This is a genomic window from Pedobacter alpinus (assembly GCF_042684645.1).
GTDB lineage: Bacteria > Bacteroidota > Bacteroidia > Sphingobacteriales > Sphingobacteriaceae > Pseudopedobacter > Pseudopedobacter alpinus.
The window spans coordinates 73123-88805 of record NZ_JBHULV010000003.1; the positions used below are offsets into that span (position 1 = coordinate 73123).

The window sequence follows — 15683 nt, forward strand, 5'->3', positions numbered from 1 at the left end:
AATAATGATGAAAGATTTAAAAAAAGGTTTTATTCCAGTAATGCTTACTCCGTTTAAAGAGGACGGATCTATTGATTTTAAGACATTAACAGAGCTTACAGAAATGTATTTAAAAGCCGGTGTTACAGGTTTATTTGCAAATTGCCTTTCGAGTGAAATGTTTGAACTGGATAATGACGAACGTATAAAACTGGTAGAGCATGTGATGGATGTGGTAGATGGGCAGGTGCCAGTTGTAGCAACTGGGACTTTTGAAGGTACAATAGAAGAACAGGCATCATTTGTAAAAAGAATTTATGGTACAAATATTCATGCGGTTATATTAATAAGTAGTTTGCTTGCAAAAGAACATGAGTCTGATAATGTATTTAATGAAAGAGTTCATCAGTTGTTAGATTTAACTCCTGGCGTAATGACCGGATTCTATGAATGCCCAGTTCCTTATAAAAGGTTGATTTCAGCTTCGCAGTTAAAAGGTTTTGTGAATACAGGGAGGGTAATTTATCATAAAGATACCAGTTTAGATATAACTCAAATAAAGGCTAAATTAAACGTGGTTAAAAATCCTGAATTTGGATTATATGATGCTTATGTTGTTAATGCAGTGGATTCACTTAAGGCGGGTGCGTCTGGCCTATCATGCATTCAAGGGAATTTCTTTCCTGAACTTATAGTTTGGCTATGCGATAATTATGATAATGAATCAAAGAAAGAAGAATTAAAATCTGTTCAAGATTTTTTAGCATCAAATATGGATGTTATGCACCATGTTTATCCAATAGTTGCTAAATATTCATTACAAAAAAGAGGATTGCAAATTTCTACTTTTACAAGAAGAGAAGTAGGAGATTTTTCGTCAAATGTTAAATCAGAAATAGAAAAGCTTTACGTAGAATATAGAATTTTACAGCAGGGAGTTGGTATTTAGGTAGAAAGGTATTTTTTTTTGTAATCAAATGGGGTAATATCGGTTACTTTTTTAAAATGCCTGTAAAAGTTTGACACATTATTAAAACCACATTCAAAGCAAATAACTTCGGTTGGCATCTTGTCTTCAACTAATAATCTACAAGCATGACTTATTCTAATTTCTATTAAAAAATCATAAAAGGTCTTTTTAGTCATTCGCTTAAAATAGCGACAAAATGACGTTACACTTAAGTTGCTAATTGATGCAATTTCTTGAAGTGTGATTTCCTTTTTATAATTAGTTAGCGTATAGTTGCAAATTTTGTTTAATCTAATATTATCAGGTTCGTTTGATTGATAAAATGCATGCGCAGATGTTATTTCTTCATACTCATCTGTATGAGCAAGAACATCTAAAATACGTAATAATACAATCAGCTTTTCTATTTTTGATGCTTTGGTTGCCTCAAGCATTATATTAGCCAGCTCTTTTTTAGTATCACCAGTAAATACCATACCTTTTTTTGCTTTTTCAAATAATTTGGGTAGCATAAAAGTTTCGGGTAAAAGCATAAAATCTTTTCCTAAACAATCAGGTAAAAACTGGATAACAATTACTTCTGTATCTGTAGCATCTTCATCATTAGAAACTTCATTACAGCGCCATGTATGAGGTAAGTTTTCTCCAACTAAAATGATTTCTCCAGAATTAAAATTGCTGATATTATCCCCTATAAACCTTACTCCTTTTCCTTTAACAACAAAATGCAATTCCAATTCAGGATGATAATGCCATATTTTACCCAAATTAGGTGCATGGGTATGCCTAATGCCAAAAGAATTCTCTAAACTAATTGGAACTTTATGAAATAAGGGTTTCATCTTTAAGTTAAAATAAGCTGTCGGTTATAATTGGTTTTTCAAACAATTTTAGCTATGCTAACATACTATAATCATTTGCAAATAATTAACAACAATAATAGTAAAATATTTGATAATATTGAAATATGAATGTTATATTTACTAATAAATAATATTTAATAGCATATTAACCTAATTATAAACCAAGAATAATAACTAACATATTCACTTTATTTGATAAAGAGAAGCTTGTTTTTGTTATTGTAAATTTCAAAATGATGAATATATATCTGCTTACAAGTGGTGATTTAAGATTGTCTGCAAATCAAAGTTGTTGGGAAGCACAGCATAAAATGAACCAACAAATTATTGAAGCTACTGAAGCTTTAGGTGGAGAAGTAATTATGGCTCATGATTATGATGAAGAGAAAAAGCATGGTTTTATTGACAGTCAGAAAATGGGGATGAGAATTTTTAAAAATTTAGTTCCTTTTGCACCAGTAATTATCGCAGAAAGTGTATGGCAATATTCACATCACGTTTTGGCAGGCTTAACTACACATGAGGGGCCAATTTTAACCTTGGCAAACTGGAGCGGACAATGGCCGGGTTTGGTAGGGATGTTAAATTTGAATGGCTCTTTAACCAAAGCAGGTGTAAACTACAGTACTTTATGGAGCAAAGATTTTAAAGACGAATTTTTTATTAATGGTTTAAAGCAATGGATGAAACATGGAGAGATTAAGCATGATGAAGATCATGTAAAGCCTTTTAATAGTAAAATGTTGCCCCTCTCAGAAATTACCTTTGCAAATGAGTTTGCAGAAAACTTCAGATCAGAAAAAGCAATTATGGGTGTTTTTGATGAAGGTTGCATGGGGATGTTTAATGCCATTGTTCCTGATCATTTATTACATCCAACAGGAATATTTAAAGAACGTTTATCTCAATCTACTTTATATGCAAAGATGTTGACTGTTAAAGATGAGGAAGTAGAATTGATATTAGAATGGTTATTGCTTAAAGGAATGCATTTTAATTGGGGAAATAATGAAGCCACCGAATTAACCAAAGCACAAACATTAATACAGTGTAAAATGTACATTGCTGCCTTAAGACTTGCTGATGAATTTGGTTGCAGCACTATTGGAATACAATACCAACAAGGCTTAAAAGATTTAGTGCCAGCCAGCGATTTAGTGGAAGGTTTATTAAATAATCAAGACAGGCCTCCAGTTTTTGATGAAAAAGGAAAGGAATTATATGCCAATGAAGCTTTACCGCATTTTAACGAAGTAGATGAGTGTGCTGGAATTGATGGTTTAATTACCTATGAATTATGGCGTCAATTAGGTTTAGCTGGAGAAAATACCTTACATGACTTACGTTATGGTGAAAAATACGCTATCAATGGAGTGGATGAATTTGTTTGGGTGTTTTTGATAAGTGGGGCAGCGCCGCCAGCACATTTTATAGGCGGATACAAAGGTGCAAGTAGCGAACGTCAACCTGAAATGTATTTCAGATTGGGTGGTGGAAGTTTAAAAGGGGTGAGCAAGCCAGGTGCAATTGTATGGAGCCGCATTTATGTAATGAATAACCATTTATGCTGTGATATTGGAGTAGGTGAATGTGTTGAATTACCAGAAGAAGAAGTGCAAAGAAGATGGAATATGACTACTTCACAATGGCCAATCATGAACGCAGTATTGAAAGGAGTTAGTCAAGACCAAATGATGGGACGACATAAAGCCAATCACATTCAGGTTGTTTATACAACAAATGAGGAAGAAGCTCATAAATGCTGTCGTATTAAAGCAGCGGTATTTAATGATTTAGGAATAAAAGTTAATTTTTGTGGAGATGTTGTGTTAAGTTAAAAACAGAGTGAAAATGAAAAACTATAAACAATTAGGATTGCTGATTTTACTTTTAATAGGAGTAAATTTCATGGCTAGGGCACAAAGAAGTGATACGGTTTATGTAAAGTCAATTAAAGGAAGATCATGGAAGATTGTAGAGAAATTAAACATAAAAGATCCCCAAAAAGAAATTGAGGTAAGAAACATTATAGCCAATCAATACATGGATTTAAATGATGTTTATATGGCTAGAGATGCCAAGTTAGGTGATCTAAAAGCAAAAACTGAACTTACTAAATTCGCAAAGAATAAAAAAACAGAGAAAATACAACAATGGACTCAAAATAAAATTGACCGCTTACATCTTCAATACATCAAAAATTTAAATAAAAATTTAAATGAAGAGCAGGTTATTGGCGTAAAAGACGGGATGACTTATGGAGTAGTTCCGCTAACATTTGCTGCCTATCAAGAAATGCTTCCCAATTTAACGCAACAGCAAAAAAATCAAATTTATATTTGGTTGGTTGAAGCCAGAGAACATGCCATGGATGCAGAATCTTCCGATAAAAAGCATGCGTGGTTTGGTAAATATAAAGGTAAAGTGAACAACTATCTATCTGCGGAAGGCATTGATATGAAAAAGGCTGGAGGAGAATGGCAAGCAAGAATTAAGAAGGAGAAGGCTGAAAAAGGTAACTAATATATTGAAAATCAAACTTAGTTTTAATATTGAAAAGTAATATTTGAGATTTATATATCAGACTATCTTAAAATGGTGGTTTTTTTCTAAAGTGTTGTGTATTTATAAAGTTAAAACAAGTTGAATCATAATATTTCATAACTAAATGATAATATCATATATAAAGAAATTGATTGCGTTATTTAATTTTATAAATTATATACCATTCTTAAACTTTTTATGATTAACAAAAAGCTAATTGCAAAGCTTGGCTTGGCTAGTGTCGTAATCCTACTTTTTACAAATACACTTAAATCTCAAACACCTATAATTAAAATAGATTTAAATATGAATGGTAGGCCTGCGCAGCAGGTACAATATGATTTTCCAAATACTTCCCATGTTCATTGGGTAGTAACCAAACCTATTACCGATACCTTATTAGCAAATGGTATAACATTTATATTAAGAAAAGGACCCCGCGGGGTCAATCTATCACCAACTTGGTACAGTTCATCTGTACAAGCAGGGGCTTTTGAAGCTAAATTCACTAATGATGGTGTTTTTGTTAAAGATGGTGATTTTGCGGTTGGTGCTTCAATTGACCTAATTATTAAGGGACTTCCAGCCGGAATTCATAATCTCACAACATTTCATAATGTTACTGATAACATTATACCTGCCAATGCTTGTCCAATTGACGTATATGTAGATAATGTATTAAAGATTAACGACTTAGTCCCATCCATAAGATTAGAGAAAATAACAGAAGTAAGCACATCAGATTTACAAATCACTGCTGTTGATGGACAAGATGTTGTTATCTCTTACAGGGCAGAAACTTCTGGAAGCCAGCCTGTTAAAAATATGTATATCAACGGAATTTATTTAAATGTTGTCAATGTAGGTAAGAAAGCCAGAGCTATAGATCCAGTAAGTCAGAACCAATATTTAGACGTATCAAATGGTTCTGGTTATACCCTTAAATGGGAATCTTCTCCATCAGCTATTTCTCATGATATATATTTTGGAACAGACTCTCTTGGTGTTGCTAATGCCAATCGGAATTCTAGTTTTTATAAGGGTAATCAAACAAAATTAGATACCACTTTCGCAGTAGGAAATTTATACAGTATGGATAGCTATTATTGGAGAATTGATGAGGTTAGTACTGATCAAACTTATAAAGGTGATGTTTGGTTGTTCCGTACAAGGCAATTAGCTTTTTCTGGTGCTGAGGGCTTTGGTCAATTTGCTCGTGGAGGAAGAGGTGGTAAAGTGGTTTATGTGACAAATTTAAATGATAGTGGTGCCGGTAGTTTGAGAGAAGCGGTAACCAATAATATTGGACCAAGAACCATTGTTTTTAATGTCGGTGGGGTAATTCAGTTGCAATCTCGATTGGTTTTGAGTAACAGGTATGTCACCATTGCCGGGCAAACTGCCCCAGGAAAAGGAATTTGTATTAGAAAATCTCCCTTTGGCATAGGTGCAGATGATGCCATTGTCAGATTTGTAAGACTACGTTTGGGTTCAGGCCCAACAGCTGATGGTATGGGAATGAACGGCAATAATAGCATCATGGATCATTGTTCCATCAGCTGGACAATTGATGAAGCATTTAGTTCAAGAGGGGCTAAAAATATTACCTTACAAAACACCTTAATTTCTGAAGCACTAAATATCGCAGGGCATCAAAATTATCCTGCTGGTGCTCAACATGGTTATGCAGCCACTATTGGTGGTAAAAAAGGAAGTTTTCACCATAATTTATTAGCGCATAACTATGGTAGAAACTGGAGTTTAGGTGGTGGTCTTAATCCGGGCGGCTTTTTTGATGGTCAATTAGATATCAGAAATAATGTTGTTTATAATTGGGGCAACAGAGCTACTGATGGCGGCTCTTATGAGGTTAACTTTGTTAATAATTATTATAAACCCGGCGCCGGTACAACCCTGTTTTTTGCTTTAACTGCACAATATGAAAATGTGAGACAGGGTACTCAAAGGTATTATTTTGAAGGAAACGTAATGCCAGGAAGATTTAATGAAAGTAACCAGTCGGCTGGTAAAAGGGTAACATTGTCTAACGGACAGCCGGCCTTAACTTACGATCCATGGGTAAATACTCCGTTTTTTGATGCACCCGTAACCACTCAAACTGCTTATCATGGCTATAAAATGGTATTATCTGACGTGGGGGTAAATCAACCTGTTTTAGATTTACACGATACCAGAATGGTGAACGAAACCTTGAATGGAACTTATACGGTAACAGGGAGCATCTCCGGTAAAAAAGGCTTTCCAGATTCGGAAACAGATGCTGGTGGGTTCGAATTATATCCAACAGTGGCTAGACTCCCAAATTGGGATACGGACATAGATGGCTTACCGGATTGGTGGGAAAATATCAAAGGGACAAGCCCTAATTCTGCTCCTGGTGATTTTTCTGATGCCAATCAAGATATTGACAGAGATGGTGTGACTAATTTAGATGAATACCTTCAATGGATGGCAGAACCCCATTACCAATCGGTAGCTGGGGAAAAAGTAAATATCGATATTAGTCAATTATCAAAGGGTTTCTCTATAACACCTGCTTATACTGTGAGTAATATAGTTAACGGAAGTGCGACAGTTAATAATGGAATTGTTGAATTCACTCCTTTAGCAAATGGTTTAGCCGCTTTTGATTTTACAGTTACTGATGGCCAGGGACATAGCATGACCAAAAAAGTAAATGTAGTAAAGGGAGTAGATTTAACCTTATTACCAGTGACTTTGACAGAGTTTTCTGCGCAGCGAGAAAATAAAAAGGAAGTGAGTGTAAATTGGAAAACTGTTCAAGAAAATAACAATAGCCATTTTGAAATTTTAAGATCTGATGACGGAAAGTCATTTATAAACTTAGGTGTGAAAATCAACTCAAAAGGATTAGGAGGAAACAGCAAAGCAGTATTGAACTATGACTTTTTAGACAATAACAGCAATATCCAAGATACTTATTACCAATTATTACAGGTAGATAAAGATGGTGCAAAATCATTCTCAGACATTAAATTAGCAAAGGGAAATGAAACTGAATTTAGTGTTTGGCCTATACCTTCAAACGGTGATGTTTTTATTGCAGTTGGCGAATTAAAAGAACCGGCTAACTTAAATGTTTATGATGTTTCAGGGAAATTAATCTCACAGCAAGCTTTGTCATCAAATCAAACACATAAAATAGCACTTCAAAATAAAGGCCTTTTTATTTTGAGAGCAAAGTCTATAAAAACAGGAAACGATTTATTTGTAAAGAAAATAATATTAGAGTAATAACTCTGTTTTGCAGCTTTACATTGATGGCATTGAAGGGATAAGATAGTCAGATTTTTAAAAGAATAAGGTATGTGAAAATCTTATTTATTTTTTGATAAACATAGGAACTAACCAACAAAGAAAGTATGTGTGTGTGGCATATTTTGTTTGGTTGCTGTGTTGTTTATATAATATTCAAATATTCAACAGCTTGTTTTCAAATTGTAGCATTCCAGAGGAACTGAGAGTTAAGAATTAAATAGGAAAAAGAGGTACACTTAAATAAGTCGCCAAGGTTATATGCTATAAAATTATGTTAATATAATATAATGTAATATTTAAAAATGTTTTTTATATTTGAATATCATATTCATATATGATTTATATAAACCAATATAAACTTTTATTTTAAAAGTCTTCAGATAATAAACAGCAATGCTGGAATTTTTTTCTCCGATTTTTAAGTTATTAATTATAAACCAATTTCTAAATTAAACATAAACACCATGCAACTAAAATCAACAGAATTTACTTGAAAACTTTAATTGTAAAAGAAAACTAAGGCTAGGCTTTGTTTTTTATTAGACCATATTTTTTGGTCACAGAAAATAAGTTTTACAGTTAAAAGCAAATCATGAAATCAAATTTACTTAATGCAAATAAGCGTTTGCTGCAACTCAAAAAATCTTTTTGGGCCACGTTCGCTTGTTTATTTATTATTTTATCTTTTCAAGAAAGCGTAATTGCAAAGGATAATTATTTAAAAACTAATAAAAATTTAACAGCTGTTAGGAAAAGTATTAATGGTACCATAACCGATAGTAAGGGAGAGCCTTTAATAGGAGTTTCCATTAAAGTAAAAGGTTCAAACTCTGGAACTCTTACAGATATTAATGGAAAATTCACCATTAACGTACCAGAAGGCTCCACTTTAGTGATTTCTTATTTGGGTTTTGAGACCAGAGAAGTTAAAGTAGCTGCACAAACAGAAATTAATATTACCCTTAATGAATCAAAGAATTCTCTTGATGAAGTAATAATAACTGGTTATGGCGAGAAAAAACGTTCAGAAATTGTGGGTTCTGTAGCTACTATTACTGGTGAAGAATTAATGGATATACCAGCACCTAATATTGCAGGTGCTATGAGAAATCGTATTGCTGGTGTGGGGGTTAGTCAGGTTTCAGGAAGACCGGGTTCGGGCATTAGTTTAAATATAAGAAATTCAACTACATCCCCAACTGTGCCTGGAGGACGAGAGGATCCTTTATATGTAATAGATGGAATTACAGTAGAAAAGGACATATTTGATAATTTGGATGCTTCTATGATAGAGACGATGACTATCCTGAAAGATGCTTCTGCGGCTATTTATGGTGCAGCAGGTGCCAAAGGGGTTTTATTAGTTACTACTAAAAGAGGAAAAATAGGTAAGCCAAGTATAAGCTATAATGGTTATATAGGCGTTTCTGATGCCTCAAGAACACCTGATATGCTATCTGGTTTTGAACATGCTTCTTTAATGAATGAAACGTTCAGGGTAAATAATGCTGGGCAAAGTAACTTTTTTAGTCCAACAGATTTAGAATATATCAGCAGTCTTAATAATGAAAGCTGGTATGACCAATTATGGAAGGCTTCCACTACCCAAAGACATAATATGAGTATTTCGGGAGGATCAGATAAAATAACTTTTTTTGCTGGGGGAAGTTATCAAAATGAGAATGCTAATTATGCCGGGATGAAGTTTGATAAATATTCTTTTAGAAGTGGTTTAACTGCAACTATATTAAATGGGCTAAAAGCAGATATTAATTTTAATGTAGACCATAGTGTTAGAAATGCTCAGCACAATTTAACAGAGAATGATGCGGCATTTTTCGAATCAATGATAACTGTTCCGGATTGGGTTCCATTAAGCATTAATGATATGTTAGTGAATTATAATGGAAATAATCCGCTTGGTTTACTACAGTCGGGTTATTATGATACCCGTAAGTCAAGAGGATACCGCATAAATGCTAGCTTAAGTTATCAACCAAGTTTTTTGAAAGGTTTAAGTGCAAGGGTACAAGTGTCTCAAGGGAGTTCTGGTGTGAATAGCCGCCAATACCGTCCTCCTTATAATCTGTATAATTTTAATAGATTTGGAAATAACGGACAGTTATTTACTGATGAATTAACCCAACAGCCTTTAGGAAACCCTTTATTCGAAGCAGTTTCAGGTAACAATACCAGAGTTACCCCAAGTCTTGCTGATGCAAATAGCTACCAAGGTTTTTTTACTTTACAATATGCTAAAACTATTGGAAAACACACTTTAGATTTAACTGTTGGTGGTGAGCAAACCGTATCAAATAATGAATTTCTTTCGGTATTCTGGACCAACCAGTTGATACCCGGAGGAGAAGATTGGTGGGCTTTTGATAATAATACACTAACAAGGAATGATGTAAGGATAAATGAGAATACTAAAAGATCCTTCTTTGGTCGATTCAACTACGATATAGATAAGAAATACTTAGTGGAGGCAGTTGCTCGTTTAGATGCTTCTTCAAGTTTTGCAAGCGGAAACCGTTGGGGATTATCTCCAAGCATTGGCTTGGGTTGGATAGTAAGTAAGGAAGATTTCTTTAGAGATAACATAAGCTTTATCAATTTCTTGAAATTTAAAGTGAATTATGGTATTACTGGAGATGACAGAGTAGAACAAAGATTATGGCAAGAAAGGTATCTCATTGACACGTCTAATGGTTATTTATATGGTAATAATAATGGAAACTCCTTAAATCCAGGTATTTTTCCTAATCCTAATATTACTTGGGAAAAAAAGCAAACATTCAATGCGGGTATAGAAATGTCCTTATTCAATAATAAATTGGACGTAGGAGCTGAGTTTTTTAGAAATTACACTTATGATCAGTTTGATAGAGGTGGAAATAACCAATTTCCATTATATTCTGGATTTACTGCTCCGGTTTTGAATTTTAGAGAACTGTATAATTGGGGATCTGAGTTTACGATAGGTTACAAAGCTAAAATTGGTAAAGATTTAAGTTTAAATTCTAGCATGAACTTTAGTTATGGTAATTCTGTGGTGGATAGGACAATTTATGCTCCAGGTAACTTAGTTAACAATACACCACCAAATTGGTTGATTGCTTTTGGAACAGATCCACGTAGATATAATAGTAATAATATCGGGTTGCGTAATTCGGGCATGTTTAGAACACAAGAGCAAATAGATGCCTTTATGGTTCAAAATCCTAATTATAGATTATATAATCAAATTCCTCAACCGGGTTGGTTATATTATGAGGACACCAATGGTGATGGTATCATCAACGATTGGGATATGGTACTATTGAATAATAATATTAACCCTATTATAGCTACCGGTATTAATCTTAATCTGGGATACAAGTCTTTTAATTTAAGTACCAATATAGCGGCGAGAATTGGTGGTAAAGTTTATTACGATGGTAGAGCTCGTATAGCACCATCTTTAACCCGTAATGTATTATCCATTTGGGAAGACCGATGGACACCTGATAACCCAATGGAAGGTAGGTTACCAAGGTTTGATGACCCTTCATTAACAAGAAATTCTGATTTCTGGGAAGTTGATGGTACTACCATTCGTGTAAACAATATGACTTTAAGTTATAAAGTTCCGGCTAAAATTGCTAGTCGTTTAGGTTTAGGTAGTGCAAGACTATTAGCTACCGGAAATAATTTATGGACCATTGTAAATCCACTACCTTACAAAGATCCAAACACTTCCAGTGCTTATGATTATCCAATATTGAGAACAATTTCTTTTGGTTTAAGTGTAAACTTATAATTTTTACGTGATGTTAAAACAATATAAAAATACTATAAGAAAAACGTTTATTGTATGCGCAATAGCAGCTAGTTTTTCTGCCTGCATAAATAAAGATGAATTTTTTGAATTGCAAGATAGAAATGGAATAGACGCTGCTATATGGAGCTCTGAGGGTTCTGTTCAAATGCATTTAAACCGGGCTTATGATGTGTGTATGCCTGCATTTCCTTTTCATTTGATACCCGATAGATATGGGGTTCATTTGGCTAGTGATGAAAACTTTTTCCCTGATGCTGACCAATGGGCAAGAAATGCCTTAGGTATGGCAACTGATTTGGGTAACCATGATGTAAGATATACCGGAAATCAATATCAAGGTAATGCAGGTAATAACCGTTATTTTGATATAGCCCGATGTAATAATGCGATTAAATTTATTCCTGAAGGTACTATGCCACAGGCTTTAAAAAACAGATTTTTAGGTCAATATTATGCACTTAGAGCCATGGTTTATTTTGAAATGGTAAAAGTTTATGGTGGAGTACCAATGGTATTGGAACCTTTGGATCCTGTAAATATTGGTAGTATCAAAGGAAGAGCTAGTGCAAGAGAATGTTTTCAGGTTATTATAAGTGATTTGGATAATGCCATGACTATGCTACAAGGGGTTGTGTGGGATGATGCAACTGAAAGAGGAAAAATAAATCGAGTAGCTGCTGCTGCATTAAAAGCAAAGGTTTTAATGTATTGGGCTAGTCCACAGTTTAATCCATTAAATGACCCTAAACATCCTTATGACGCTGCAAGATGGCAAACTGCCTTAGAGGCTAATAAAGAAGCTTATGATATTGCTGTAGCTGCAGGTCATAGGTTATTACCTAATTATGCGGATATTTTTAGAGTTGAAGGTACGCCCAATACAGAAGCAATTTTGGTTAGAACTTACGCAAATAATATTGAAAGAAGAGGACATGACGCAGAATACCGCTCCAGACCATCATCAGAAGGTGGTTCTCCTTATCAAGGATTTAGGGCAACCACTAAATTATTGGATGCTTATCCCATGAAAGATGGTAACCCTATAGGACAGTCAGGTTCATATACTTATGATCCTGTAATGTTTTGGCAAAACAGAGATCCACGATTTGAAGCAACTATAGCTTATAACGGAAGCAATTGGCCCTTAAGTGGAAACATGAGTAGAAAGCAATGGGCTTATAATACCGCCATTAATGAAGGTACAGTAAGAGGTGTTTATTGTAAGCGTTTCACTACACCAAGTTTATCACCTGGAGTAGTAAGATACCAAGGCAATATTGGTGGTAATGGAATGGATTGGATAGAAATAAGGTTTGCAGAAGTGATGCTTAATTATGCCGAATGCTTAGCCGCAACTAATAGTCCTGATTTAGCTAAAAATTTGATTAGAGAATTAAGACAAAGAGCAGGAATTGAAGCTGGAACAAATGATTATGGCTTGGGGAATGTAAGTGGGGTAGCTTTACAGGATTTAATATTGAATGAGAGGATGATTGAATTTGCATTCGAAAACAAAAGAAATTCAGATTTAAGAAGAACACGTAAAATGCATTTGCTGGCGGGTAATATGTCCACCATACAAATAGAACTAGCAAATGGAGCCACAACAAAGGCAATATTAGAAGCGGTTAACCCCACAACTAATGTTATGTTTCGGGAAACCATAAATATTAATAACAAAAGCACTTATCTTCAATACTTTAGACCATACACTTTGGTAACGCCAAATTATTTGCCCTATAATGTTCCAGAGTTTCATTATTTCTACACTTTTCACAATGACTTTGTAAATACAGGTGTTGACATTCAACCAACTATAGGTTGGGCAGGTGGAACTTTTGATCCATTAGACTAGATTGCTATTTAAGGAAATGGTTTTACTTTAAATGATAAAAAAATGAAAAATAAAAATATTTGGTTCTTATGCTGCCTAGTAGCGGGTTTGTTTACGCTGGCTTCCTGTAAAAAAGAGTCGCAAAATATATTTAACATGTTTACAGATGTTACTGTAACATATAATGGAACACATCCTTTTAGTGTTACAGATTATAAACTAGTTAATGATGGTGATAGCGTTTATATAGACTATACTGTAAACTCTGCCGAGGAAGACATGTATTTTATTACTGTTGAAAAAGTAGGTGGCGCAAGCGGAAATAGTCCGGAACGTACCGTTACACCTATAACAAATGAAGCAGAAAGAAGGAGTTATTCCCGAGTTCTGAAGTTCAGAATGCAGCGTGATGGTAAAACAACCTATCGTGTTTTTGCCTCAAATAGTAAGAACGTGTTTATTGGCGATGGCTATAAAAGTGTTACTATAGAAGGAAGACCAAGCTATACTTTTTTGGCTAATAGATTTGTTTATGCGCCAGATACTTTAGAAAAAATTCGTCCTTCTTTTTATTCTATTGCTCAAGGCACAACTTTTAGCTATACCAATGGATTCTCAAATTCAGCAGCTATTGATTTTGGAATTTGGAGAAGACAAGACGTTCCACCACGACAAAATATGTTTGTTTACAACTTATATGCTTTAGATAGAACACCTAATCCGTTAACAGTTTATGATGTTAGTACATGGACTAAAAGAGCTACGAGGTTTAGTACTATAAGATCTGGAGGGACTAATATATTCCTTTACACTTTAACTTCTTCCAGTATAATTGAATCTAATGCAAGAAGCGCCAATCCAAATCTTACTGGTACTGCTTCTACAACCTCTCCAGCGGCTTTGTCAGCTGGTAATATAGTTTATTTTGTTACACCCGAAGGAAAGTATGGTTGTATACTAGTAAATGCAGTTGCTAAGGATTATGAAGGTAGAGATTACCTGAGCATTAGTGTAAAGGTACAAAGGTAAATTCTATAAATTAAAATTTATAAAAGAGGTTGTCTCAAAAAGACAGCCTCTTTTATTTAAGTAAAATATCACTTTACTGTTAAATATAAAAACAACATGAACAGAAAAGTAAATTTTTAATAAATAAACTATAATCCATGATGAAAACACTTATTCCAATCATATTCCTCTTCATATTATTTACAAATACTATTGCTCAGGACAATGACTATAAGTTAATTGCTAATGTAAGGGCAGCTAAAATAGTGGTAGAATTACACCTTTCAGACACTGTAAAGGCGCAAAAAGTGAAAGCCTTAGTTGCAAATCAATACGCTACACTCAACGCTATTCATTCAAAAAGAGATCAGGACATCCAGCATAACAGAGCAAAGACAGCGTCAATTAAAGCAAAGGCAGATGAGGCTGTTAAAGTTTCGCACCAAAACTATATCTACAGTTTAAATCAGCTGCTTTCTAAAGATCAGGTTGAAGAGGTTAAAAATGGGATGACTTACCATACCGTTCCACTTACTTATGCCAATTACCTGTTAATGTTACCTTATGCAACTCATCAGCAACAGGAAATGATTTGGGCTAATCTGATAGCGGCAAGAGAACAGGCTATGGATGGTGGTTCATCTAAAGAAAAGCATGCTTGGTTTAATAAATATAAAGGAAAAATTGCCAATCAATTATCTGCTGAGGGGTATGATTTAAAAAAAGAGGGAGACGATTGGGCAAAGAGAAGAGATACGAAGTCAACTTCTTTAGAAATTACGCAATCCAATAAAATTATTCAAGTACTTAATTTACAGGATAAAGCTAAAGCAGAATCGGTAAGAAATTTAGTTGCCTATCAATATCAGAAAATAGGGGAGCTGAATAAGCAATGGAAAAACCGTTTAATGGTAATAGATTCATTAGCGAAAAGCAAAGAAGAGATAGATAAAGAAGCTGCAAAAGCTTGGGAGCAGCACAAAGCAGCGCTAGATCAACAGAGAACAATTTATTTAACAAAACTTGGAAGCTGGTTAAATAGCGCCCAAATAGAAATAGTAAAAAATGAGATGACTGCTAATGGACTTCATACAGAGTTTAGTCGTTTTCAAGAACTATTGCCTAATCTTACCGAAGTGCAGAAAGCAAAAGTTTATCAATACTTATTGGAGGCAAGGGAGAATGCCTTGAATGTATTAACAAGTCGGGAGCGAAACCAATGGTTTATCAAATACCGTGGAAGAGCTAATAATTATCTTTCTGCAGAAGGTTATGATTTAAGAAAAGCAACAGAGGAGATAGAGAAGAAACAGGCATTAAATAATTAAAGGATTACAAATATGTTGGTTTAGTAAGAAAATG

General features: G+C 34.2%; 9 protein-coding genes. 8 read left to right on the forward strand and 1 reads right to left on the reverse strand.

Annotated elements, in window-relative coordinates:
- Positions 1-4 precede the first annotated feature (4 nt).
- On the forward strand, positions 5-928 hold the full coding sequence (locus ACFSSE_RS00605; RefSeq protein WP_379041217.1) for a dihydrodipicolinate synthase family protein: 924 nt from the start codon (positions 5-7) through the stop codon (positions 926-928).
- Here the strand turns inward: ACFSSE_RS00605 and ACFSSE_RS00610 are convergent.
- Positions 925-1791, reverse strand: coding sequence for an AraC family transcriptional regulator (locus tag ACFSSE_RS00610; protein ID WP_379041218.1), 867 nt, complete (start codon positions 1789-1791; stop codon positions 925-927). The two genes, ACFSSE_RS00605 and ACFSSE_RS00610, sit on opposite strands and share 4 nt — an antisense overlap.
- Positions 1792-2045: 254 nt before the next feature.
- Here ACFSSE_RS00610 and ACFSSE_RS00615 point away from each other — a divergent pair, with 254 nt between their 5' ends.
- From ACFSSE_RS00615 to ACFSSE_RS00645, 7 genes are all read left to right on the forward strand, one after another.
- Positions 2046-3650 (forward strand): fucose isomerase, encoded by a 1605-nt coding sequence (locus tag ACFSSE_RS00615; RefSeq protein ID WP_379041219.1) that lies wholly within the window; start codon positions 2046-2048, stop codon positions 3648-3650.
- Positions 3651-3663: 13 nt separating this feature from the next.
- On the forward strand, positions 3664-4335 hold the full coding sequence (locus tag ACFSSE_RS00620) for a DUF3826 domain-containing protein (RefSeq protein ID WP_379041220.1): 672 nt from the start codon (positions 3664-3666) through the stop codon (positions 4333-4335).
- Positions 4336-4554: 219 nt separating this feature from the next.
- On the forward strand, positions 4555-7632 hold the full coding sequence (locus ACFSSE_RS00625) for a T9SS type A sorting domain-containing protein (protein WP_379100644.1): 3078 nt from the start codon (positions 4555-4557) through the stop codon (positions 7630-7632).
- Positions 7633-8248: 616 nt separating this feature from the next.
- Positions 8249-11458 carry a SusC/RagA family TonB-linked outer membrane protein gene (locus ACFSSE_RS00630; RefSeq protein ID WP_379041222.1) on the forward strand — a complete coding sequence of 1070 codons (3210 nt, stop codon included), beginning with the start codon at positions 8249-8251 and terminating at the stop codon, positions 11456-11458.
- A 10-nt stretch (positions 11459-11468) separates the two neighbouring features.
- The gene (locus ACFSSE_RS00635) at positions 11469-13334 is read left to right on the forward strand and encodes a RagB/SusD family nutrient uptake outer membrane protein (protein ID WP_379041223.1); all 1866 of its coding nucleotides are present in this window, start codon (positions 11469-11471) and stop codon (positions 13332-13334) included.
- Positions 13335-13376: 42 nt separating this feature from the next.
- Positions 13377-14342 (forward strand): hypothetical protein, encoded by a 966-nt coding sequence (locus ACFSSE_RS00640; RefSeq protein ID WP_379041224.1) that lies wholly within the window; start codon positions 13377-13379, stop codon positions 14340-14342.
- 137 nt (positions 14343-14479) lie between these two features.
- Complete coding sequence (locus ACFSSE_RS00645) at positions 14480-15649, forward strand: DUF3826 domain-containing protein (RefSeq protein ID WP_379041225.1); 1170 nt, start codon at positions 14480-14482, stop codon at positions 15647-15649.
- Positions 15650-15683 lie beyond the last annotated feature (34 nt).

What these genes read in the sequence shown, in the direction of transcription:
- ACFSSE_RS00605 (WP_379041217.1), top strand. Translation starts at nt 5, where the DNA reads ATGATGAAAGATTTAAAAAAAGGTTTTATTCCAGTAATGCTTACTCCG.
- ACFSSE_RS00610 (WP_379041218.1), bottom strand. Translation starts at nt 1,791, where the DNA reads ATGAAACCCTTATTTCATAAAGTTCCAATTAGTTTAGAGAATTCTTTT.
- ACFSSE_RS00615 (WP_379041219.1), top strand. Translation starts at nt 2,046, where the DNA reads ATGATGAATATATATCTGCTTACAAGTGGTGATTTAAGATTGTCTGCA.
- ACFSSE_RS00620 (WP_379041220.1), top strand. Translation starts at nt 3,664, where the DNA reads ATGAAAAACTATAAACAATTAGGATTGCTGATTTTACTTTTAATAGGA.
- ACFSSE_RS00625 (WP_379100644.1), top strand. Translation starts at nt 4,555, where the DNA reads ATGATTAACAAAAAGCTAATTGCAAAGCTTGGCTTGGCTAGTGTCGTA.
- ACFSSE_RS00630 (WP_379041222.1), top strand. Translation starts at nt 8,249, where the DNA reads ATGAAATCAAATTTACTTAATGCAAATAAGCGTTTGCTGCAACTCAAA.
- ACFSSE_RS00635 (WP_379041223.1), top strand. Translation starts at nt 11,469, where the DNA reads ATGTTAAAACAATATAAAAATACTATAAGAAAAACGTTTATTGTATGC.
- ACFSSE_RS00640 (WP_379041224.1), top strand. Translation starts at nt 13,377, where the DNA reads ATGAAAAATAAAAATATTTGGTTCTTATGCTGCCTAGTAGCGGGTTTG.
- ACFSSE_RS00645 (WP_379041225.1), top strand. Translation starts at nt 14,480, where the DNA reads ATGATGAAAACACTTATTCCAATCATATTCCTCTTCATATTATTTACA.